Origin of the sequence: Citrobacter sp. XY323, assembly GCF_025106035.1 — a bacterium.
GTDB classification, from domain to species: Bacteria; Pseudomonadota; Gammaproteobacteria; order Enterobacterales; family Enterobacteriaceae; genus Citrobacter; species Citrobacter braakii.
This window is the reverse complement of the sequence record NZ_JANYUK010000004.1, coordinates 588,368-611,640: the sequence shown is the minus strand read 5'-3', so window position 1 is coordinate 611,640 and position 23,273 is coordinate 588,368. Positions and strand designations below refer to the sequence as shown.

The window sequence follows — 23,273 nt, the reverse complement described above, 5'->3', positions numbered from 1 at the left end:
CTGTCGGCGAGCTGCCAGGTCCTGGGTAAAGAGCTGGTGATGGCGACCACCTTTTCCCCAGGGGCCACGGCCTGGATTATCCAGCGCTGGCAGACGGAGCCAGGGTCAGTGATGATTCGCACGTTAAACCGGACCAGCGGTTCGCTGGAACAGTTGCTGGATACTGCGAATGCGGAAAACGTCGATCTGATTTTGACCTCATCACCCATGCTGTTGCAGCATCTTCAGGAGCACCAGAAGCTGGCACCTTTCGATAATGCGCTGCCTGAAAGCCAGCGGCTGGTGCCAGACTCGATTCGCTCGACCTCCGTGGCTGTGGCGATATCAGGGTTTGGCCTGTTGATTAATCGTTCTGCGCTGGCGGCGCGGCATCTTCCGCCGCCTGCCGACTGGGGGGATTTAACGCAGCCTAAATATCAGAACGCGCTGTTGATGAGTAGCCCGTCGCGTTCCGATACCAACCACCTGATGGTTGAGTCGCTGCTGCAACAGAAAGGGTGGGAAGAGGGCTGGGCGACGTTGTTGGCCAGCGCCGGTAATCTGGTAACGATTTCATCACGCAGTTTTGGCGTGGCCGACAAAATTAAGAGCGGTCTGGGGGGGGCGGGGCCGGTTATTGATAACTATGCCAACCTGTTGCTTAACGATCCGCACCTTACTTTTACCTATTTCCCTCGCTCGGCGGTGTCACCCACCTATGTTGCCGTACTCAAGAATAGCCAGCACCCCAACGAAGCGCGTCGCTTTATCCGCTATCTGTTAAGCCCGGAAGGACAGCGGATCCTTGCGGATGCGAACACGGGGAAATATCCGGTCACGCAGCTCGCGCCTGATAACCCACGCGCCGCTCAGCAGGCTATTTTGATGAGCCAGCCCGCGCTTAATTATCGGCTGATCCTTAAGCGGCAACAGTTGGTGCAGCGGATGTTTGATACCGCCATCAGTTTTCGACTCGCGCAGCTGAAAGATGCCTGGCGGGCGCTATACAGTGCGGAAGCGCGCCTGAAACGCCCGCTACCCGAAATCAGAGCATTACTGACCAGCGTCCCGATAGATGCCAGAAGTAGTGAGGATGAGGCCTGGCTTGCGCAATTTGAGAATAAAAGCGTAGCCGAACAGCAGATGATGGAGTGGCAGCTCTGGTTTCTTAAAAATCAGCGTCAGGCGATATCCAAACTGGAAGAGTTAAAATGAAAGGTGGTTCGATACTGCAACGCCTGCGCCAGCTCAGCATCAGCAGCAGCCTGCGGGGAGCGTTTCTGACGGGCGCATTACTGACGTTGAGCGTAAGCTGCGTCAGTTTGTACTCCTGGCATGAGCAGAGCTCGCAGATACGCTATTCACTTGATGATTACTTCCCGCGCGTACATTCCGCTTTTTTGATAGAAGGAAATCTCAACCTGGTTGTGGATCAGCTTAATGAATTCCTGTTGGCCCCCAACACCACGGTGAGGCTGCAACTGCGCAATCAAATTATTTCTCATCTGGACAAAATTGAGGTGCTGAGCCGGGGATTACAATCGGCAGAACAACAGCAGTTGGCGGTGATTTTGCAAGACAGTCGGGCGCTGATGGCGGAGCTGGACCGGGTGCTCTACAACATGTTCCTCGTGCGCGAAAAGGTGAGTGAACTCTCCGCGCGCATCGACTGGCTACATGATGATTTTACTACCGAGCTGAATTCGCTGGTGCAGGATTTTACCTGGCAGCAGGGGACGTTGCTGGATCAAATTGAGGCCAAAAACGGCGATGCGGCGCAGTATCTCAAACGTGCCAGAGAAGTACAAAACGAGCAGCAGCAGGTTTACACCCTGGCAAGAATTGAAAATCAGATCGTGGATGATTTACGCGACAGGCTCAATGAACTGAAGTCGGGTAGCGACGACGGAATGCTGGTGGAGAATCATATCCGCTATCTGGAGAACCTGAAGAAAACGGCGGATGAAAATATCCGTACCCTCGATGACTGGCCCAGTACTATCACCCTGCGGCAAACCATTGATGAGTTACTGGAAATCGGGATGATGAAAAATAAAATGCCCGATACCATGCGCGATTATGTCGCCGCGCAAAAAGCGCTCGTTGATGCTAACCATGCCAGAGAGGCAACGCTCGGGCGCTTTCGAACACTGCTTGAGGCGCAGTTGGGGAGTAGCCATCAGCAAATGCAGATGTTTAACCAGCGGCTGGAACAAATTGTTCGCGTCAGCGGTGGACTTATTCTGCTGGCGACGCTGCTGGCGCTACTTCTCGCCTGGGGGCTCAACCATTACTTTATTCGTTCGCGTCTGGTGAAGCGTTTTACCGCTCTCAACCAGGCCGTGGTGCAAATTGGTCTTGGCAGAACGGATGCCACCATCCCGGTTTATGGGCGCGATGAGCTCGGGCGCATCGCAGGATTGCTGCGCCATACTCTGGGCCAGTTGAGTGCGCAAAAAAATCAGCTGGAGCAGGAAGTGACAGAGCGCAAGGAGATAGAGTCCGATCTCCGGGCAACGCAGGATGAACTGATCCAGACGGCAAAACTGGCAGTGGTTGGACAGACCATGACCACGCTGGCGCACGAGATTAACCAACCGCTGAATGCGCTGTCGATGTACCTGTTTACGGCGGGAAGGGCAATTGAACAAGGACAATCCGCTCAGGCCAGAAGTACGTTAACCAAAGCGGAGGGGCTGATTACCCGTATTGATGCCATTATCCGTTCGCTGCGTCAGTTTGCACGTCGGGCTGAGCCGGGCGCGCCTTTGCATCCGGTCGATCTGCGACAAACATTCAGCGCCGCCTGGGAACTGTTGGCCATGCGGCATAAGCCACAGCAGGGTACGCTGACGCTTCCAGCCCAGAGTGTATGGGTGACAGGTGATGAAGTGCGTATTCAGCAGGTGCTGGTAAACGTACTGGCAAATGCGCTGGATGCCAGTCCGACTGGCGCGCAAATAGAGGTTCACTGGCAGGCTGAGGGCAGCCGATTGTGCGTCTTTGTCTGCGATAACGGCCCCGGCTGGCCGGAGGCGTTATTGCCATCACTATTAAAGCCGTTTACCACCAGTAAGGATGTGGGGCTCGGTATTGGCTTATCGATTTGTGTATCGTTAATGGGGCAAATGAACGGCGAGCTGCGCCTGGCGTCGACACCGGGGCGTAATGCCTGCGTCGTTCTGCAATTTAATCTGACGGATGTAAACGATGTTGTGTGATGACTATTCTGTTCTGCTGATTGATGATGATGCCGATGTTCTCGACGCTTACACTCTGTTGCTTGAACAAGAGGGGTACCGTGTCTACGCATGCAATAACCCTTTTGATGCCCGAAACTGGCTGCAGGCCGACTGGCCGGGGATTGTTCTGAGCGATGTGTGTATGCCTGGCTGCAATGGAATAGACCTGATGACGTTGTTTCATCAGGATGATAATCAGTTGCCAATCCTGCTTATCACCGGGCATGGCGATGTCCCGATGGCGGTGGAGGCAGTAAAGAAAGGCGCATGGGACTTTCTGCAAAAACCGGTCGACCCCGGCAAACTGCTGTCGCTGGTAGAGGATGCGCTGCGTCAGAGACAATCCGTGATTGCCCGTCGCCATTATTGTCAGCAAAAGCTTCAGGTTGAACTGCTCGGCTACAGTGACTGGGTCAATCAGTATCGTCAACGTCTGCAACACCTGGCGGAAACGGATATTGCCGTCTGGTTTTATGGCGAGCCGGGGACAGGACGTATGACCGGAGCCCGGTATTTGCATCAGCTTGGGCGCAGCGCTGATGGGCCGTTTATCCGCGGTGAACTGACGCCCGGGAACGCGGGACTACTCAATGACCTTATTGCACAGGCGCAAGGAGGAACGCTGGTCCTGAACCATATTGAATGCCTGACGCGTGAACAGCAGCACCATCTGGTGCATCTACAAAGCCAGGAGCGGCGTCCGTTTCGTCTGATAGGCATTGGTGACACATCGTTAGTGGAACTGGCGGCAACCAACCAGATTGTGGCCGAACTCTACTACTGTTTTGCGATGACGCAAATCGGTTGCCAGCCGTTGTCACAGCGTCCGGATGATATTGAGCCGCTGTTTCGTCATTACCTGCAGAAAGCCTGTCTGCGCCTGAACCATCCCGTGCCCGAGGTTGAAGGGGAGTTACTGAAAGGCATGCGGCGTCGCGTGTGGTTAAGTAATGTCCGGGAACTGGCGAATGCCGCCGAGCTTTTTGCCGTTGGGCTACTCCCGCTGGCTGAAACCGCGAATCCGCAGCTGCATCTGCCTGAACCAACACCGCTCGATCGGCGGGTTGAAGAGTACGAGCGACAGATCATTACTGAAGCGCTAAATATTCATCAGGGGCGCATTAACGAAGTGGCGGAGTATTTACAAATCCCGCGTAAAAAATTGTATTTACGCATGAGAAAATACGGGCTGAGCAAAGAACACTATAAGTTTTAGTCGACAGAATTGGGGGCGAAGGGACGCCGAGAGTATTTCGGTGGCGGCGTTGGCGTTCACCGAAATAGGCAACGGAAGTCCAGGTGATTATCTGGTTGTTTTTCTTACCACATCAAATCATCAGGGATGACAAAATCAGCATACGGATCGTCTTCGTCCTTCGCTTCCTGGCTCAGCTCGCAATTTAAAACAATATAACTTGCATCGCGCTGCGCAATCTTGTCGGCGACGACAGCCGGGATAATGGCGTATTCGCTATCGTTGCCGCTTTCAGCCGTCAGTCGGGCAATGGCCAGACGGCCCTTGATCAGCTGAGACTGAGTCACCTTATCAACATAGACTTTTTTGATCAGATTATTATCAGTAAAGTTGTAACCAATATCGCCACGGGTAATGGTGATTTTATTCATTTCAATCAGTTGCTTGATCTGCGCTTTATATTCTTTAGACAGCGCGGCCTGTTTCCGCTGTTCGCTGAGCTGCTTGTCGCGCTCAATTTGCGCTTTTTTATTCTCTTCAACCGCTTCTCTGGCTTCGCGAGCCTGAACGCGCGATTTCTTCGCCGTTCTTTGCACTTTGGCCACTTTTTTGCTGCTGACCAGACCTGCCTTAAGCATCTGTTCTTGTAGGGTAAGTTTTGTCATCGTCGCTTCTAATCCAATAAAATCGTTGTCAGGATTATAACCTTAACGTTCGGCGGGATGCCAGAAAATGGCCGTGCCACGACGGTTATCTCCAGTAGGCGTCACCGTTCTGTGTCTTACTCCTTTCCGAATCGTGTTGATAGTTAACCCGTTTTTTAATAAGAAATAATATGCTGAATGATTTAACTAACTTGAGAATAGATATCATAAATATAAATATTCCAGTGATTTATCCTGATTGTCATAATCAAATAGAGTTATTTTGGCAGGTATTTAATCTAAAAAACAATCAGTTGTCTCTTGATCAAATTTAAAGTGCAGCCTCATTGCGCCGATAACCATAATGAAAATATGGACAATGGAGGGGAGTGGTATGTGGTGGGTTTATCGAATGCCGATGAAAATGAAGTTAATAATCGCGCTACAACCACTATTATTGGCGTTATGTTGGTTTGCTGGTTCAGGAATATTGACGCGCATTGAGACAGAACGGCAAATGGAAAATATTGCTCAACTGACAGCGCTCGCGCGTAGTGCCGGAAATGTGGTGCATGAGCTGCAAAAAGAACGGGGAATGAGCGTCGGATTTCTGGGGGCTGAAGGGAAGACGTTCAAAGATGAGTTAACCGCACAGCGGGCTTTAACCGATCGCGAGATCGAGGTCTTTGTGCGTTCACTGTCCGATACTGCATTACCAGAAGGGGATGCCGCCAATTCTGTCACCACGTTCAAGAAAAACATTCTGTCGCTTGCCACCATCCGGGAAAACGTCACGCGATTGGGGCTTCCGGCCTCAGATGTCGTTAAGTTTTATACTAATGTCATTGCTGATGTGCTGAGTTTTGTGGGCAGGTTGGGACAGTTGACGGATTCAGGCGAGATGGCGAACGCATTCGCCGCCTACTACAACTTGCTGAATTTGAAAGAACAAGCAGGTATTGAACGCGCGCTGCTGTCAAATATCTTTTCCTCCGGTCATTTCGCCGAGGGGCAGTTACATCAACTCAGTGATGTCGTCAGTAAACAGAACGTCTGGCTGGCACAATCGTTGCGTCTGAGCCCACCGGAACAGGCAGCCATGCTGGAAAGCCGCTTACAGTCCACAGAAGCGTCAAAAGCCCTCTCATTACGCGAAACCGCGTTTAGTCATGCCGCGAACGGTGGATTTGATGTCGATCCTACTGTCTGGTTCAAGGTTCAAACCCAGCGTATTGAAGTGATGCGGCAGATAGAAGATGTGACGGCGAATCTTCTGTTAGCGAATGCGGAAAAACTCGCGCAGGATGCACGAAAAAACTGGCAAATATATATGATTGTCAGCTTGTTAGCGCTCCTGGCATCATTGGCGTTCGCAGGGGCTATCGCTATCAATATACATCGTCAATTTAGTGACACGCTCCGCAAGATTGCGGGTATGAACGGCGATCTGACTCAACGACTGGCGACCCCGGGGAAAGATGAGCTTTCCTCACTTAATCGCGCCTATAACACGATGCTGGAAAGTATTCAGCATATCGTCCAGGAGATTAAACAAGGCTCCGTGGTTTTATCCGATGCCAGCAGCAGTATTACGACGGGTAATCAGGACCTGGCCCAACGCACGGATGAACAGGCAGCATCAATAGTACAAGCGGTGGCCAGTATGGAACAGCTCTCCACGACGATTACGCAAACGGCGGACAATGCCCGCGAAGCGGAGCATCTGACAATCAGGCTGGAAAAAGAGGTCCGCCAGGCCAGTAACGTCGCCAGTGCGGCAAATCAAAGCATGGGGGATATTCGCTCTTCCAGTGAGAAAATCTCGAATATTGTGACCTCGATTGACGATATTTCGTTTCAGACTAACTTGCTGGCGCTGAATGCGGCAGTGGAAGCTGCACGGGCAGGAGAGATGGGCAGGGGGTTTGCGGTTGTCGCCAGTGAAGTGCGAAATCTTTCGCAGCGTTGTGCCAAAGAAGCTAATCAGATCCGCGAGCTGGTCGCGCAGAATATGGTAAAAATTAGTGAGGGTGTTGAGCGGGTTACGGCGTCCGCTACCGCGCTAGAAGCCGCGGCGGACAATACCACCAGCATGAAGCAATATATTGCGGATATCGCTCGTGTAGCGACGGAACAATCGCAAGGGGTAACTCAGATTAACCTGGCACTGCGACCTATGGAGCAGGTCACGCAGCAAAACGCGGCGTTGGTTTCTCAGGCCGCGAGCGACAGCCAGCGCCTGGACAATCTGTCTGTCACCATGAAGGATCTGGTCAATCGTTTTGTTGTCTGACCTGACGCCGTTTAACCGACCCGGACAACATACCGGGTCGGTTCATCCCCTGGCGGGGAAATAGTATTAACGATAAATTGCTACAACGGGTTTTCCGTCATCGCCTATGGTTCCCCGGTACATACCTTCAGAGTTGAAGGACATGGTGTAATTACCGGCTTTATCAAGCACAATTACTCCACCGCTGCCATTCAGCGCCTTAACTTCATCCAGAGCATTCTGCGCTGCGTCTTTTAAAGGGGTATTGCGGTATTTCACCTGGGCTGCAATGTTATACGCGGTCAGCGTGCGGATAAACATTTCTCCTGAGCCGGTTGCGGATACCGCCACGGTTTCATTGTCGGCATAATTTCCTGCGCCAATGATAGGTGAATCCCCCACACGTCCGTAACGTTTGTTGGTCATTCCGCCTGTAGATGTTCCGGCAGCGAGATTACCGTCTTTATCCAGAGCAACAGCGCCGACAGTGCCATATTTATAGTCATACATCATTGGATCAGCGAACAGGGCAGCGCTCTTTCCATCGTGATCAAGGAGCACTTTTTCTTTTTGGATTGCATTCTGTAATTGCTGCCAGCGAAAATCTGTTTTGAAATAAGCAGGATCAACGGTTGCGAGTCCCTGTTCTTTTGCAAAGGTATCCGCGCCTGTCGAGACCATGAGTACGTGCGGGCTTTGAGTCATAACGGCATACGCCGCATTAATTGGGTTTTTAACCGTGGTTACACCGGCAACGGCACCGGCTTTTCGGGTTTTCCCATCCATAATGGACGCATCCAGTTCATTGCGGCCATCGTGGGTAAACACGGCACCTTTACCTGCATTGAAGAGAGGAGAATCTTCCATCACATTAATCGCTTTCTGAACGGCTTCCAGGCTGCTACCGCCTTTATTCAGAACCGCATAACCTGCATTCAGAGCTTCAGTGAGTTTTTCTGTATACTGCTTTTCCTGTTCTGGTGTGATGGTATCTTTTGTAATGGTACCGGCACCACCATGGATCACCAGCCTTATCGGCGATTGCGCGTCTCCCCATGCGGGAGCTGTCAGTAAGGTACAAAGGGTCAAAGTAGCGATACTGGTCTTGATTCTGATCATATGAATAAATTCCTTTTTTCTGAGTGATGAATCATTTCCGATAATGTTTCTCATTACCGGTATTAATCAGCCTGTTTATGGAGAACTTATTCCTGACAAACTGGCTAAAGATTAATCATGGCTATACTTCAATAATCATAATTTTGGTTAATTGATTTTAGTCAAAATATATTTTTAATGATTGATTTATCAAAAAATGAAGCGTTTCCGCAGAAGTTTCTATCATTCCACTGACCATACTCGCAGGCTTCCGGTTGCAGTCTGTCGCTGGTAAAGTGAGCAACCAATACCGAGATGTGGCCAGAAGGGAATTCCGAGTGACCGAACGTATTGATTATCAGACTGAAAAATACAGCTTTACTGAGGCGACTGAAAGTTCCCGTCTGGCTGGCCAGTGGGCTGATGTTATTGCTGAATGTCGGGAAATGAAGGCGGGTCCGGAAGAGCGTCTGCGTATTGCTTTATTGAATGTGGACTATGTGACCAGCTTTGAGCTGCCTTTCCGTTTGTTATTACTCCGTACCCCGCAACTGATTGCCAGCGTTCGTGAAGAGCTGCAGCTTAGTCAGAAAAACGTAATCTTTAACGGCAAACGCTTTGGTTGTGTTTACAGCCTGAAAGCGAGTCTCGGCGGGATACCGGATGAATTTCAGTACCGCCTGTCGCATCGTATTCGACGCATTAATCGTGCAGGCTCAAGCGAAGCGCCATATCAGCAAATTGCTAAAACGGTAAAAGCACCGCGTGAGCGTCTGAAGCTGGCACTGGAATCAGGCCTTGATGTCACTGCTTTGGACGGGCTTTTCTGGTTTGGCAGCCAACGTATTGCTGCTGACGTACTGAGGCTGAGAAAATCAGGGATGCGGATAGCTACTGAGCAGACAATGGTGTCCGACAATCTTACTGCAACGGTGAGGAATGTGCCGTTTTATCGCCTGGCTCAGGGATGAACTGACAGGTAAATGAAAGGATTTAGCCGGATGCATTTAATTAAAAGTGTCCCCTGCAGGAATCGAACCTGCAACTAGCCCTTAGGAGGGGCTCGTTATATCCATTTAACTAAGGGGACGAAGCGGCACGAGTATAGCGTTTTTTACTCACAACGGTAAGCCTCAGGCCGCCCAACTGCTCAAACCGTCACCATTCAAGCCTGTTTTTTCTGGTTTTTCTGCTTTTGCTCATTCCGCCTGGCTTGCAACCTGGCTTCTTCTTTGCGTTTATTGCTCATATCATTGCGGATCTGCGCGTGGCTCATCAGCGCGAAGATAAACGTCCCGCCACAGATATTCCCGGCGAGCGTAGGGAGAGCAAAGGGCCAGAAGAAATCACTCCAGTGCAGCGTACCATTAAAGACCAGATAGAGAATTTCCACCGAACCGACGACGATGTGCGTGGTATCGCCCAGCGCAATCAGCCAGGTCATCAGAATAATAACCACAATCTTTGCCGCACCGGCGGCGGGAAACATCCATACCATTGTGGCAATTAACCAGCCAGAAATGATGGCGTTAGAAAACATCTCAGTTGGCGTGTTTTTCATCACATCCATGCCGATTTTGACAAAAGCATCGCGGGTTTCTTCATCAAAAATCGGCATATGCTCAAACGCCCATGCGGCAACCCCGGTGCCAATAATATTACCCAGCAGAACCACGCTCCACAGGCGCATCAGCAGGCCAAAATTGCCGAGCGTAGGGTTTTGCATTACCGGCAGGACGGCGGTGACGGTATTTTCGGTAAACAGTTGCTGGCGGGCCATAATGACAATTATAAAGCCGAAGGTATAACCGAGGTTCTCCAGCAAAAATCCTCCAGGCACACCTTCCAGTTGCACATGAAAAATTCCTTTAGCCAGTAGCGAGGCGCCCATCGACAGTCCCGCAGCGATGGCTGACCACAGTAGCGCCATCGCGTCGCGCTCCATTTCTTTCTCCCCATCCTGGCGGATATGTTCATGGATCGCCATGGCGCGGGAGGGGAGTCTGTCCTCATTGACCTCAATCTTTTTACCCTCTAGCTTTTCGTCACTGTCGACCTGAAGTTCGTCGCTGTGCCGATCAATCTTTTCGTTCTCAATGTCATTCATAGCCGAATCCTGAATTAGCACGTATTGCTAAAGCGTAGCGGCTTTTGTCCGAAAATCAGCGGGAGAAAGTCTGAGATAGCAAAAATGGTAACGTTAGTTTTTATTGGGGTAGCTAGAATAGAGCCGCCGCGGAGTGCGCATTACCAGGCTATGATCAAATCAGTAACACAGGGTATATAGACATCATTTGACGTGCTGTTACAATCGCTCACATCTAAACAGGCGGATACGTCATCGTTCCGTCATGGATGGCAATCAGCGATAGCCATAATATACAGGGAGACACTTATGAAGCTTCGCCTGTCGGCGCTTGCGCTGGGAACCACACTTTTGGTGGGGTGTGCGAGCTCTGGTACTGAACAGCAGGGGCGTTCGGACCCATTTGAAGGGTTCAACCGCACCATGTACAACTTCAACTTTAATGTTTTAGATCCATACGTTGTTCGACCGGTGGCAGTTGCCTGGCGTGATTATGTCCCGCAGCCGGCGCGTAACGGTTTGAGCAATTTTACCGGCAACCTTGAAGAGCCGGCCGTTATGGTCAACTACTTCCTGCAAGGCGACCCCTATCAGGGGATGGTGCACTTCACCCGTTTCTTCCTGAACACCCTGTTAGGTATGGGCGGATTTATCGACGTGGCGGGTATGGCTAATCCGAAGTTACAGCGCGTTGAACCACACCGTTTTGGTAGTACGTTAGGCCACTATGACGTTGGTTATGGACCGTATATGCAGCTTCCATTCTACGGCAGCTTCACGCTGCGTGATGATGGCGGCGACATGGTGGATACGCTGTATCCGGTACTGTCCTGGCTGACCTGGCCGTTGTCGATAGGTAAATGGACGGTTGAAGGGATTGAAACCCGCGCGCAACTGCTTGATTCCGACGGTCTGCTGCGTCAATCTTCCGACCCTTACATCATGGTGCGAGAAGCTTACTTCCAGCGTCATGACTTTATTGCGAACGGTGGGAAACTCAAACCAGAAGAAAACCCGAACGCGAAAGATATTCAGGACGATTTAAAAGAGATCGATTCTGAGTAAGGAAGGATGAAAATAAAAAGGTGAGCTAAAAAGCTCACCTTTTTTATATCTGAAGAAAATCAGAATGCGTAGTTGAAGTTGGTACCGAACAGCCAGGCTTTACCTTCAGAATCGAAAGTATACGGGCCTTCTTTGACGGTCACTTTCTGGCCGTGCATATAAGAAACGCCTACGTCAATGGACGCGTCATCATTGAAGGCGTAAGTGGTACCCGCACTCAGCCACAGACGGTCCTGGTCCGGAATGGAGATGGAACGCTTGCTCGCAGGAACCGGGCTATCGTCATAGGCGATACCGGTACGGAAGGTCCAGCTTTTATCCATGTAATAAGTCGTACCCAGCGCGATGCGGTAAGAATCTTTGAACCCTTCTTCTTTATAGAACAGCGTCTGCCCGTTGGTGCCGGTTGCTTTCAGTTCCTGGAACTGACTCCAACTGGTGTAAGCCATGCTGTAGTGAATAGCCCACTGTGGTGCAACGCGGTTGTAACCCGACAGTTCCCACATTTCCGGCAGGTTAAGCGTCAGAGAACCTGGGACAGTGGCGTTGGTGGTTCCCCAAGGGAACGCCGTGCCTGCGCCAGGTAACGCGTTGGCCTGGGTGCGGATGCCGCTCTTGTAATCGCCATCGAAGTCGATTTTGACTTCAGAACGATACGTTAAACCGTAGCGGTTATTTTTATCCAGCTCGTACAAAATACCAGCGTTCCAGCCGTAACCCCATTCGTCACCTTTCAGGCTGGCAATTTTCTGGCTGACTTTTGGCAATGCAGCAGTTTGTTCACCGGAATAACGCTCAATTTTTGCATCGGCATAGACGGCATTAAAACCAACGCCAAAGCTCCAGCTATCATTCAGACGGTAGGCACCGCTCAGGTTCAGGTTGACCGTTTTAAGATCGGTCTTCCCGCCGTATTCGCCGACGATGTAGTTATCGTTAAATTCGGTTGCCAGGCCATAGTTTGACGTGACAGAAGCCCCCCAACCAAACTGTTCGTTGATCGGCATTACGAAGTGAGCATTGGGAACCCACGCCGTAGGCGCGATGTTGTCCGCATCGGTGCTGCGACCGGTGTATGGCGATTTACCGGAAATATTCACGTCTGGATCGATATACACCGCACCCGCTGAAAAAGTAGGGCGGTCAAACATCATAATCAGCGCCGGGTTACGACTGGCGTTACCTGCATCATCTGCAATAGCGCCTTCACCCGAATATGCCCGGCCAAGGCCAGAGGAAGAAAATTCGTTTAACTGAAAGCCTGCAGACCAGGCCTGTGTGGAGATAATTGCCACTGCGACTGCGAGAGCAGACTTTGTAAACAGGGTTTTCTGGCTCATGACCATAACCTCATTGATTTATTTTTATACAAACAATGTTACATACCGTAACAGGAGCGCGAAGTGTAGGGTCTGAGGTACAACTTAGAAATCAGACCAGTGCCGAGAGTATAGGTCTGACCAGCTGAAATGTTGCAAGTATGTTTATAAATATTTTCAATTCTGATCTCGGAAACGCGATCCAGCTGGCAAAATTGCGGGTATGCACACTCACCTGTTTGGGTGATTTTTGTTTTAGATCATTTTTAAGTGTGATTTCGGTCACTTATCCCATTTCATACAATTAACGACTGGAGAGGCGAATAAGGGGAGCGTAAAATATCCCCATCGTTTATCTGGCACCACAGGTGCGAATACAGAGGAAATCTACAATGAGTAAATGCAGTGCTGATGAAACCCCGGTTTGCTGCTGTATGGATGTTGGCACCATCATGGACAACTCCGATTGCACCGCGTCATACAGCCGTGTGTTCGCGAATCGTGCAGAGGCAGAAGAAACGCTGGCCGCTCTGACTGAGAAGGCGCGTGGCGTGGAATCTGAGCCTTGCCAAATCACCTCGACCTTTACTGAAGAGTCTGAAGGTGTGCGTCTGGATATCGACTTTGTTTTTGCCTGTGAAGCTGAAACGCTGATCTTCCAACTGGGTCTGCGTTAATCCCTTCTTTAAAAGCCCTTGTTACCCGGTAGCAAGGGCTTTTTCGTCACTGTCAGTGATTATTCACTGTGTCATAGCTCCCACTTTCTTTTCTCCCTGCTTGGCTAAATGTAAAAAATTGGTTAAGACTGTGATCAGGTCAGACCACTTATTTTTATTTTTTACAGGGGAGTGTTATGAGTCAGGCTTTACCGCTGGTTACCCGCCAGGGCGATCGCATCGCCATCGTAAGCGGATTGCGTACGCCATTTGCCCGCCAGGCAACCGCGTTTCATGGCATTCCCGCCGTAGATTTGGGGAAAATGGTCGTTGGCGAGCTGCTGGCGCGCAGCGAAATTTCTGCTGATGTGATTGAGCAACTGGTCTTTGGCCAGGTGGTGCAAATGCCCGAAGCCCCAAATATTGCTCGTGAAATCGTGCTGGGAACCGGGATGAATGTGCACACCGATGCCTACAGCGTAAGCCGAGCCTGCGCCACCAGTTTCCAGGCGGTGGCGAATGTCGCGGAAAGCCTGATGGCGGGGACTATTCGCGCAGGAATTGCCGGCGGTGCGGACTCCTCGTCAGTTCTGCCTATTGGCGTTAGCAAAAAGTTGGCGCGGGTGCTGGTGGATGTCAATAAGGCCCGGACCACCGGTCAGCGTCTTAAACTTTTCTCCCGACTGCGCTTACGTGACCTGATGCCCGTACCGCCAGCCGTCGCCGAGTATTCCACCGGTTTACGCATGGGGGATACGGCCGAGCAAATGGCCAAAACTTATGGGATTACGCGAGAGCAACAGGATGCCCTGGCGCACCGTTCTCATCAGCGCGCCGCTCAGGCGTGGTCTGAAGGAAAACTGGCAGATGAGGTGATGACCACCTACGCGCCACCTTTCAAAGATCCTTTTTCAGAAGATAACAATATTCGCGGCAACTCTACGCTGGCCGATTACGCCAAACTGCGTCCGGCCTTTGACCGAAAGCACGGCACCGTTACCGCGGCGAACAGTACCCCGCTAACGGACGGCGCAGCCGCCGTGATTATGATGACGGAATCGCGTGCGAAAGAGTTGGGGCTGGTGCCGCTGGGATACCTGCGTAGTTTTGCCTTTACCGCCATCGATGTCTGGCAGGACATGCTGTTGGGGCCGGCGTGGTCAACGCCGCTTGCCCTGGAGAGAGCGGGTCTGACCATGGCTGATTTAACCCTGATCGATATGCATGAAGCATTTGCCGCACAAACGCTGGCGAATCTTCAACTGCTGGGTAGCGAACGTTTTGCCCGCGAAGTGCTTGGCAGGGCGCATGCCACGGGCGAGGTTGATGACAGTAAATTTAACGTGCTGGGCGGATCGATTGCCTATGGACACCCCTTCGCCGCCACCGGTGCTCGCATGATCACCCAAACTCTCCATGAGTTACGACGTCGTGGTGGTGGTTTTGGTTTAGTGACAGCCTGTGCAGCAGGTGGTCTGGGTGCGGCAATGGTTCTGGAGGCGGAATAATGGAAATGGCATCGGCTTTTACGCTAAACGTACGTCTGGATAACGTCGCTGTTGTCACCATTGATGTGCCCGGAGAGAAAATGAATACCCTGAAGGCGGAATTTGCCTCTCAGGTTCGGGTCATTCTGAAACAAATTCGCGATAACAAAGCATTACGCGGCGTGGTGTTCATTTCGGCGAAACCCGATAACTTCATTGCCGGGGCGGATATCAACATGATTGGTCGCTGTCGCAGCGCGCAGGAAGCTGAAACGCTGGCACGCCAGGGGCAGCAGATTATGGCGGAAATTAATGCCTTGCCGATCCCCGTAATCGCCGCAATTCATGGCGCCTGTCTCGGCGGTGGCCTGGAGATGGCGCTGGCGTGCCACAATCGTATTTGTACCGATGATGCTAAAACCGTACTGGGTTTACCGGAAGTGCAGCTTGGTCTGCTGCCCGGCTCTGGCGGTACCCAGCGGTTGCCCCGTCTGATTGGCGTCAGTACCGCGCTGGATATGATCCTCACCGGAAAACAACTACGCGCAAAACAGGCGCTGAAAGTGGGTTTAGTGGATGAAGTTGTACCGCATACCATTTTGCTGGAAGCGGCCGTAGAACTGGCCAAAAAGGACAGTCCCGCACACCGTACTCTGCCGGTGCGAGAGCGTGTGCTAGCGGGGCCGCTGGGGCGGGCGCTGTTATTCCGCATGGCCAGTAAAAAGACGGCGCAAAAAACGCAGGGCAACTACCCTGCAACAGAACGTATCCTTGAGGTCATCGAAACCGGCCTGGCGCAAGGCAGCAGCAGCGGTTACGACGCCGAAGCCCGCGCGTTTGGCGAACTGGCGATGACATCTCAGTCTCAGGCGCTGCGGCACATCTTTTTTGCCAACACCGATGTGAAAAAGGATCCCGGAAGTGATGTGAAGCCCGGCCCGCTAAACAGTGTAGGCATTTTGGGCGGCGGTCTGATGGGGGGCGGTATTGCCTATGTGACGGCCTGTAAAGGCGGCTTGCCAGTGCGTATCAAAGATATAAATGCCAAGGGAATCAACCACGCGCTGAAGTACAGCTGGGATCAGCTTGAAACGAAGGTTCGCCGCCGTCATATCAAAGCCAGCGAGCGTGATAAACAGCTGGCGCTGATTTCGGGATCAACCGATTACCGTGGCTTCGCTCATTGCGATCTGGTTATTGAAGCCGTATTTGAAGATCTGGTGTTAAAACAACAGATGGTGGCAGAAGTTGAGCAAAATTGCGCATCTCATACCATTTTTGCCTCTAACACCTCATCTTTGCCGATTGGCGATATTGCGGCGAATGCTGCCAGGCCTCAACAAGTAATTGGTTTGCACTTCTTTAGCCCGGTGGAAAAAATGCCGCTGGTCGAGGTTATCCCGCATGCCACGACCTCTGAGCAGACAATTGCCACAACCGTTAAACTGGCGAAAAAGCAGGGCAAAACGCCGATAGTGGTCAGAGATAAGGCCGGATTTTATGTTAACCGCATTTTAGCGCCATACATTAACGAAGCTATTCGTATGCTGACCGAAGGCGAGCGGGTTGAAGCCATTGACGCCGCGCTGGTTAAGTTTGGTTTTCCGGTCGGGCCAATCCAACTTTTGGATGAGGTCGGAATTGATACGGGCACTAAAATTATACCAGTGCTTGAGGCTGCATATGGAGAACGTTTTAGCGCGCCTGCAAATATTGTTGCTTCAATTTTGAATGACGATCGCAAAGGTAGAAAAAATGGTCGTGGTTTCTATCTTTATGGAGCGAAAGGGCGTAAAAGCAAAAAACAGGTCGACCCTGCAATTTATACGCTTATTGGCGTCCAGGGGCAGGGCCGACTCACCGCCGCGCAGATCGCCGAGCGGTGCGTCATGTTAATGCTCAATGAAGCAGCACGCTGTTTCGATGAGAAGATTATCCGCAGCGCGCGTGATGGCGATATCGGCGCTGTATTTGGTATTGGTTTTCCGCCCTTCCTCGGCGGCCCGTTCCGGTATTTGGATTCGCTCGGCGCGGGTGAAGTGGTTGCTGCTCTGCAACGACTGACCACGCAATACGGCTCGCGGTTTATGCCGTGTGAGCAGTTATTGCAGATGGCGGAACGTGGTGAAAGATTCTGGAGTAATGGGGAAACTGACCTGAATTCATGAGGTCAAAGGTAGGATGAATCCGCACTGAATGTATGGGTCGCGCTCAAAATGTAAACAGAGATTGACTATACTTACGCCGTTGAGGTAAAAAACAGCGTTTCATTCGGTGAATGGATAAGGCACAATGCCGGCCACCACATCGTTACCACGGTCAATAGGGGCTGTGGATAAAGGTGTCGGTGATTCTGGTTAACAAAAGCGGTGCACTATGCAAGTTTTTATCATGCGTCACGGCGACGCAGCCCTCGATGCCGCCAGTGATTCGGTTCGTCCCTTAACCTCCTGTGGTTGTGACGAATCTCGCCTGATGGCGAACTGGCTGAAAGGTCAAAAAGTGGATATCGAACGTGTTCTGGTGAGCCCGTTCCTACGAGCCGAACAAACGCTGGATGTGGTGGGGGAGTGTATGAACCTGCCAACCGGTGTGGATGTTTTGCCGGAGCTGACTCCCTGCGGCGATGTCGGTCTGGTCAGCGCCTATTTACAGGCTCTGGCCAATGAAGGTATCGCCACGGCGCTGGTCATCTCTCACTTACCTTTAGTGGGGTATCTGGTGTCTGAACTTTGCCCAGGCGAAACACCGCCGATGTTTACCACATCAGCGATTGCCAGCGTAACGCTTGATGAGAGCGGGAAGGGTACTTTTAACTGGCAGATGAGCCCGTGTAACCTGAAAATGGCAAAAGCGATTTAAAAAGCCTGGAATCGGATAAGGCACAGCCGTCATCCGGAAAATCAAAGAGCCGCAAATGCGGCTCTTTCTGTTTATCTGCATCAGGGAAGTTCGGGTGGTTGCCACTCTTCCACTTCAATCAGCAGCAGCAGCGCGGCGTCGCCACCGTACTCTTTTGGCGCTTGATGAAAGGCCATCACGTGCGGATGCTGCGCCAACCAGAGCGGTGTTTGCTGCTTAAGAATATGTTTTCCGTGGCCATGCATCACGCAGGCGCAAAACACATGCTCACGACGACAGGCGGCAATCAGCGCGCCTAACTCCTGTTTGGCCTGCTGCTGGGTCAGCCCGTGCAGATCGAGAAACAGCTCCGGGGAGTAATCGCCACGGCGCATTTTCTTCAGTTCGAAATGGCTGACGTCGGCACGCAGATATCTTACCGGGCCGTCCGTATTCAGCAGCGGCTGAAACTCGTCCGAGAAATAGTGACTGGCATCAGCTTGTTCCTGCAGCAGCCTTTTAACCGGAACCTCGGTAATTTTTTTACGTAGCGGTCGGTGAACAATGGTGTCCTGTTTCATTTTACGCGTGCCGGTCATCAGCTGGCGAAACAGCGTCTGATCCTCCTCGCTGAGCGATGTTTTCTTTTTCATTCGAGAGTCTCATCTTTTATTTTTCGTTAGTTTAACCCGACTCGGCGGGCATCCGATCGCTTAAAACGCAATTTTCGCGCTCAGGCCCTGTGTGAATGCTGATTTATCGCCGTCTTCGTGGCAAACTAGCCGCCGAAATTAATACGAGCATGCCCTGGAGGAATACGTGGATAAAATTTTCGTCGATGAAGCAGTGAGTGAACTGCATACCATTCAGGACATGTTGCGTTGGGCGGTCAGCCGTTTTAGCGCGGCGAACATCTGGTATGGCCATGGCACGGATAACCCATGGGACGAGGCCGTACAACTGGTGCTGCCGTCACTTTATCTGCCGCTGGATATTCCAGAAGATATGCGTACCGCGCGTCTGACTTCCAGCGAGCGCCATCGCATTGTTGAACGCGTGATTCGCCGCGTCAACGAGCGCATTCCGGTCGCTTATTTGACCAACAAAGCCTGGTTCTGCGGACATGAGTTTTATGTTGATGAACGCGTGCTGGTGCCACGTTCGCCGATTGGCGAGCTTATTAATAACCGCTTTGCGGGCCTTATCAATGAGCAGCCGCAGCATATCCTGGATATGTGTACCGGCAGCGGCTGTATTGCCATTGCCTGCGCCTATGCTTTCCCGGAGGCCGAAGTGGATGCGGTGGATATTTCCACAGACGCGCTGGCGGTGACCGAACACAATATTGAAGAGCACGGCCTGATCCATCATGTTACGCCGATCCGTTCCGATCTGTTCCGCGATCTGCTGAAAGTCCAGTATGACCTGATTGTGACCAATCCGCCGTATGTCGATGCGGAAGATATGTCCGATCTGCCAAACGAATATCGTCATGAACCTGAGCTGGGTCTGGCGTCCGGCAGCGATGGACTAAAACTTACCCGTCGCATTCTGGGTAACGCTCCGGACTACCTGTCAGATAACGGTATTCTGATTTGTGAAGTCGGAAACAGCATGGTACATCTGATAGAGCAATACCCGGATGTACCGTTCACCTGGCTGGAGTTCGACAACGGCGGTGACGGTGTATTCATGCTGACCAAAGAGCAGTTAGTTGCTGCTCGTGAGCACTTCAGCATTTATAAAGACTAAATACACGCGCACATACACAACACTCATAACGGAGCCGTGATGGCAGGAAACACAATTGGGCAACTCTTTCGCGTAACCACTTTCGGTGAATCACACGGGCTGGCGCTCGGTTGTATTGTCGATGGTGTTCCGCCGGGCATTTCTCTGACAGAAGCTGACCTGCAGCACGATCTCGACAGACGCCGTCCGGGCACATCGCGCTACACTACGCAGCGTCGTGAGCCGGATCAGGTGAAAATCCTCTCCGGCGTGTTCGAAGGCGTTACCACCGGCACCAGTATTGGCCTGTTGATCGAAAATACCGATCAGCGTTCACAGGATTACGGCGCGATTAAGGACGTTTTTCGTCCAGGACACGCCGACTATACCTATGAGCAGAAATATGGCCTGCGTGACTACCGTGGCGGCGGACGCTCATCCGCACGTGAAACGGCGATGCGCGTTGCGGCCGGAGCGATTGCCAAAAAATATCTGGCGGAAAAATTCGGCGTTGAAATTCGCGGCTGTCTGACGCAGATGGGGGATATTCCGCTGGAGATCAAAGACTGGTCCCAGGTGGAACTTAACCCGTTCTTTTGTCCAGATCCGGATAAACTCGAGGCGCTGGACGAACTGATGCGTGGGCTGAAGAAAGAGGGCGACTCCATCGGAGCGAAGGTGACCGTGGTTGCAAGCGGCGTACCAGCGGGTCTCGGCGAACCTGTATTTGACCGCCTGGATGCTGATATCGCTCACGCGCTGATGAGCATTAACGCCGTTAAAGGCGTTGAGATTGGCGACGGTTTTGACGTTGTTGCACTGCGTGGCAGCCAGAACCGTGATGAAATCACCAAAGAAGGTTTCCAGAGTAATCATGCGGGCGGCATTCTTGGTGGGATCAGCAGTGGGCAACAAATCATTGCTCATATGGCGCTGAAACCGACCTCGAGCATTACCGTTCCAGGGCGCACTATTAATCGCTTTGGTGAAGAAGTCGAAATGATCACCAAAGGTCGTCACGATCCGTGTGTTGGGATCCGCGCCGTGCCAATCGCCGAAGCGATGCTGGCGATCGTGTTGATGGATCACCTGCTGCGTCAGCGGGCGCAAAATGCGGACGTGAAGACCGATATTCCACGCTGGTAAGAGATGAAAAAAACGGCACTTGCGGCGCTGACTCTGTTTGCCAGCACCGCCTGTCTGGCGGCGACGCCCTGGCAGAAAATTACCCATCCGGTTGCAGGCAGCGCGCAGTCTATCGGCGCGTTCTCCAATGGCTGTATTGTTGGCGCAGATACGCTGCCTGTACAGTCAGAACACTATCAGGTGATGCGCACCGATCAGCGCCGTTACTTTGGCCATCCGGATCTGGTGATGTTTATCCAGCGTCTGAGTAATCAGGCCAACAATCTGGGGCTGGGTACGGTGTTAATCGGCGATATGGGCATGCCGGCTGGTGGGCGATTCAATGGCGGTCACGCCAGCCACCAGACGGGACTGGATGTAGATATTTTCCTGCAATTACCGAAAACCCGCTGGACTCAGTCGCAACTGCTGCGGCCGCAGGCGTTAGATCTGGTCTCACAGGATGGCAAACGTGTCGTGCCGTCACTCTGGAAGCCGGAGATTTTCAGCCTGATCAGGCTGGCGGCAAAAGATAATGAAGTCACGCGTATTTTCGTGAATCCGGCGATTAAGCAGCAACTTTGTCTGGATGCAGGGACCGACAGGGACTGGTTGCGTAAAGTGCGGCCATGGTTCCAGCATCGTGCGCATATGCACGTACGGTTACGTTGTCCTGCCGACAGTCTTGAGTGCGAAGATCAACCGTTACCACCACCGGGTGACGGCTGCGGCGCGGAGCTGCAAAGCTGGTTCGAACCTCCGAAACCTGGAACCACCAAGCCTGAGAAGAAGACACCGCCGCCGTTGCCGCCTTCCTGCCAGGCGCTACTGGACGAGCATGTACTCTAATGGATCATTTTGCCTCTCTGTTTATGGTGTCGCCACTGCTGTTAGGTGTGCTTTTTTTCGTGGCGATGCTGGCAGGTTTTATTGATTCTCTGGCCGGAGGCGGTGGTTTACTCACTATCCCGGCATTGATGGCGGCCGGAATGCCACCCGCGCAAGCGCTGGCCACCAATAAGCTACAGGCCTGTGGAGGATCTATCTCTTCCTCCCTCTATTTTATTCGCCGGGGCGTGGTTAATCTGGCGGATCAGAAGCTCAATATCTTCATGACTTTTATCGGCTCAATGAGCGGCGCGCTGTTGGTTCAGCACGTGCAGTCAGATATTCTGCGCCAGATCCTGCCGGTTCTGGTTATCTGTATTGGCCTTTACTTTCTGTTGATGCCGAAAGTGGGGGAGGAGGACCGACAGCGTCGGTTGCATGGGTTGCCTTTCGCGCTGGTGGCCGGGGGCTGCGTCGGCTTTTACGATGGCTTTTTTGGTCCGGCTGCGGGGTCGTTCTACGCGCTGGCTTTTGTCATGCTGTGCGGCTACAACCTGGCGAAATCGACGGCCCACGCCAAAGTATTAAATGCCACATCGAATATCGGTGGGCTGTTGCTGTTTGCCCTCGGCGGCAAAGTGATTTGGGCGACCGGATTTGTGATGCTCATTGGCCAGTTTATTGGCGCACGGATGGGCTCACGGCTGGTGCTCAGTAAAGGACAAAAACTCATTCGGCCAATGATCGTCATTGTCTCCGCCGTGATGAGCGCCAAGCTACTTTATGATAATCATGGACAGGAGATTCTCCACTGGCTGGGGATGAACTAATGAATAATACCCATCACTACGAACAGTTAATTGAGATTTTTAACGGCTGCTTTGCCGATGAATTTAATACCCGTCTGATTAAAGGCGATGACGAACCGATCTATCTTCCTGCGGATGCGGAATTACCGTATCACCGTATCGTTTTTGCGCATGGCTATTACGCCAGCGCGTTACACGAAATTTCACACTGGTGCATCGCCGGTAAGGCGCGGCGTGAACTGGTCGACTTCGGTTACTGGTACTGTCCGGATGGACGCGACGCGAAGACGCAATGCCAGTTTGAAGACGTGGAAGTGAAGCCGCAGGCGTTTGACTGGCTGTTTTGCATGGCGGCGGGCTACCCGTTTAACGTCAGTTGCGACAACCTTGAAGGGGACTTTGAACCGGATCGCGTGGTATTCCAGCGCCGTGTCCATGCTCAGGTGATGGAGTACCTGGAAAAGGGGATCCCTGAACGTCCGGCGCGCTTCATTAACGCGTTACAGAATTATTATCACACGCCTGAACTTAAGGCGGAACAATTCCCGTGGCCCGAGGCGCTCAACTGAAGTCGCTGCCACGTTTACAATGAGGAAAGAAGATGATCGCGGAGTTTGAATCACGCATTCTGGCATTAATCGACGATATGGTAGAGCACGCCAGCGATGATGAGTTGTTTGCCAGTGGCTATTTGCGTGGACACCTGACGCTGGCCGTGGCCGAACTGGACGCTGGCGAGGACCATTCCGCTGAGGCATTGTACGCCAATGTGACCAGCAGCCTGGAAAAAGCCATCAGCGCAGGCGAACTATCGCCGCGTGACCAGGCGTTAGTGAAAGAAATGTGGGACACTCTGTTCCAGAAGGCTACTGCACAATAATTGCGGTAAATTGTGC

21 protein-coding genes and 1 tRNA gene are annotated in these 23,273 nt (G+C 52.0%); 16 read left to right on the top strand and 6 right to left on the bottom strand.

The window, feature by feature from the left end; genetic code table 11:
- The 3 genes from pgtC to pgtA are packed head-to-tail and all read left to right on the top strand — an operon-like array spanning position 1 to position 4,437.
- Positions 1-1,194 carry a phosphoglycerate transport regulator PgtC gene (gene pgtC, locus N0B36_RS09330; RefSeq protein ID WP_409065454.1) on the top strand — a complete coding sequence of 398 codons (1,194 nt, stop codon included), beginning with the start codon at positions 1-3 and terminating at the stop codon, positions 1,192-1,194.
- A gap of 11 nt (positions 1,195-1,205) precedes the next feature.
- Positions 1,206-3,200, top strand: coding sequence for a two-component system sensor histidine kinase PgtB (gene pgtB, locus N0B36_RS09325; protein WP_170973721.1), 1,995 nt, complete (start codon positions 1,206-1,208; stop codon positions 3,198-3,200).
- On the top strand, positions 3,190-4,437 hold the full coding sequence (gene pgtA, locus N0B36_RS09320; RefSeq protein ID WP_235116919.1) for a two-component system response regulator PgtA: 1,248 nt from the start codon (positions 3,190-3,192) through the stop codon (positions 4,435-4,437). Before pgtB ends, pgtA begins: the two co-directional genes overlap by 11 nt.
- Positions 4,438-4,541: 104 nt before the next feature.
- On the opposite strand, the gene N0B36_RS09315 is transcribed toward pgtA, so the two are convergent.
- A complete protein-coding gene (locus N0B36_RS09315; RefSeq protein ID WP_235116918.1) occupies positions 4,542-5,081 on the bottom strand; it encodes a DUF2058 domain-containing protein in 540 nt (179 codons plus the stop codon).
- Positions 5,082-5,454: 373 nt separating this feature from the next.
- On the opposite strand from N0B36_RS09315, the gene N0B36_RS09310 reads away from it, so the two are divergent.
- Positions 5,455-7,353, top strand: coding sequence for a methyl-accepting chemotaxis protein (locus N0B36_RS09310; RefSeq protein WP_259687129.1), 1,899 nt, complete (start codon positions 5,455-5,457; stop codon positions 7,351-7,353).
- 66 nt (positions 7,354-7,419) lie between these two features.
- Here N0B36_RS09310 and N0B36_RS09305 read toward each other — a convergent pair whose 3' ends face one another.
- Positions 7,420-8,451, bottom strand: a complete 1,032-nt coding sequence (locus N0B36_RS09305) for an isoaspartyl peptidase/L-asparaginase family protein (RefSeq protein ID WP_049281499.1) — start codon at positions 8,449-8,451, stop codon at positions 7,420-7,422.
- 317 nt (positions 8,452-8,768) lie between these two features.
- Here N0B36_RS09305 and N0B36_RS09300 point away from each other — a divergent pair, with 317 nt between their 5' ends.
- The gene (locus tag N0B36_RS09300; protein WP_047500165.1) at positions 8,769-9,401 is read left to right on the top strand and encodes a DNA-binding protein; all 633 of its coding nucleotides are present in this window, start codon (positions 8,769-8,771) and stop codon (positions 9,399-9,401) included.
- A gap of 47 nt (positions 9,402-9,448) precedes the next feature.
- On the opposite strand, the gene N0B36_RS09295 is transcribed toward N0B36_RS09300, so the two are convergent.
- Positions 9,449-9,520 (bottom strand) — tRNA-Arg (locus tag N0B36_RS09295).
- A 75-nt stretch (positions 9,521-9,595) separates the two neighbouring features.
- Positions 9,596-10,537 carry a formate/nitrite transporter family protein gene (locus N0B36_RS09290; protein WP_047500861.1) on the bottom strand — a complete coding sequence of 314 codons (942 nt, stop codon included), beginning with the start codon at positions 10,535-10,537 and terminating at the stop codon, positions 9,596-9,598.
- A gap of 288 nt (positions 10,538-10,825) precedes the next feature.
- Between N0B36_RS09290 and mlaA the strand changes: the two genes are divergently transcribed.
- On the top strand, positions 10,826-11,581 hold the full coding sequence (mlaA, locus tag N0B36_RS09285) for a phospholipid-binding lipoprotein MlaA (protein WP_003028190.1): 756 nt from the start codon (positions 10,826-10,828) through the stop codon (positions 11,579-11,581).
- A gap of 59 nt (positions 11,582-11,640) precedes the next feature.
- Here mlaA and fadL read toward each other — a convergent pair whose 3' ends face one another.
- Complete coding sequence (fadL, locus tag N0B36_RS09280; protein WP_016157062.1) at positions 11,641-12,921, bottom strand: long-chain fatty acid transporter FadL; 1,281 nt, start codon at positions 12,919-12,921, stop codon at positions 11,641-11,643.
- Between the two features lie 371 nt (positions 12,922-13,292).
- Here fadL and N0B36_RS09275 point away from each other — a divergent pair, with 371 nt between their 5' ends.
- The 4 genes from N0B36_RS09275 (at position 13,293) to sixA (ending at position 17,905) form a co-directional block, all read left to right on the top strand.
- Positions 13,293-13,577, top strand: coding sequence for a YfcZ/YiiS family protein (locus N0B36_RS09275; RefSeq protein WP_003834838.1), 285 nt, complete (start codon positions 13,293-13,295; stop codon positions 13,575-13,577).
- A gap of 176 nt (positions 13,578-13,753) precedes the next feature.
- Positions 13,754-15,064: an acetyl-CoA C-acyltransferase FadI gene (gene fadI / locus N0B36_RS09270; RefSeq protein WP_016153879.1), complete on the top strand. Its 1,311-nt coding sequence runs from the start codon at positions 13,754-13,756 to the stop codon at positions 15,062-15,064.
- Positions 15,064-17,211, top strand: coding sequence for a fatty acid oxidation complex subunit alpha FadJ (gene fadJ / locus N0B36_RS09265; protein ID WP_259687128.1), 2,148 nt, complete (start codon positions 15,064-15,066; stop codon positions 17,209-17,211). Before fadI ends, fadJ begins: the two co-directional genes overlap by 1 nt.
- Before the next feature lie 208 nt (positions 17,212-17,419).
- Positions 17,420-17,905 (top strand): phosphohistidine phosphatase SixA, encoded by a 486-nt coding sequence (gene sixA / locus N0B36_RS09260; protein ID WP_003028179.1) that lies wholly within the window; start codon positions 17,420-17,422, stop codon positions 17,903-17,905.
- A gap of 80 nt (positions 17,906-17,985) precedes the next feature.
- Here sixA and smrB read toward each other — a convergent pair whose 3' ends face one another.
- Positions 17,986-18,537, bottom strand: coding sequence for an endonuclease SmrB (gene smrB, locus N0B36_RS09255; RefSeq protein ID WP_016153877.1), 552 nt, complete (start codon positions 18,535-18,537; stop codon positions 17,986-17,988).
- Positions 18,538-18,703: 166 nt separating this feature from the next.
- Here smrB and prmB point away from each other — a divergent pair, with 166 nt between their 5' ends.
- From prmB to N0B36_RS09225, 6 genes are read left to right on the top strand one after another with little or no spacing between them, the layout of a single operon-like run.
- On the top strand, positions 18,704-19,636 hold the full coding sequence (gene prmB, locus N0B36_RS09250) for a 50S ribosomal protein L3 N(5)-glutamine methyltransferase (RefSeq protein ID WP_003028173.1): 933 nt from the start codon (positions 18,704-18,706) through the stop codon (positions 19,634-19,636).
- A 39-nt stretch (positions 19,637-19,675) separates the two neighbouring features.
- A complete protein-coding gene (aroC, locus tag N0B36_RS09245) occupies positions 19,676-20,761 on the top strand; it encodes a chorismate synthase (RefSeq protein WP_003028170.1) in 1,086 nt (361 codons plus the stop codon).
- A 3-nt stretch (positions 20,762-20,764) separates the two neighbouring features.
- Complete coding sequence (gene mepA, locus N0B36_RS09240; protein WP_137351911.1) at positions 20,765-21,589, top strand: penicillin-insensitive murein endopeptidase; 825 nt, start codon at positions 20,765-20,767, stop codon at positions 21,587-21,589.
- Positions 21,589-22,398, top strand: coding sequence for a sulfite exporter TauE/SafE family protein (locus tag N0B36_RS09235; protein WP_016153874.1), 810 nt, complete (start codon positions 21,589-21,591; stop codon positions 22,396-22,398). The genes mepA and N0B36_RS09235 overlap by 1 nt, the downstream gene beginning before the upstream one ends.
- Entirely contained in the window at positions 22,398-22,946 is a 549-nt protein-coding gene (locus N0B36_RS09230; RefSeq protein ID WP_016153873.1) for an elongation factor P hydroxylase, read from the top strand. Before N0B36_RS09235 ends, N0B36_RS09230 begins: the two co-directional genes overlap by 1 nt.
- A 32-nt stretch (positions 22,947-22,978) precedes the next feature.
- Positions 22,979-23,257 carry a YfcL family protein gene (locus tag N0B36_RS09225; RefSeq protein ID WP_016157057.1) on the top strand — a complete coding sequence of 93 codons (279 nt, stop codon included), beginning with the start codon at positions 22,979-22,981 and terminating at the stop codon, positions 23,255-23,257.
- Positions 23,258-23,273: the final 16 nt, after the last annotated feature.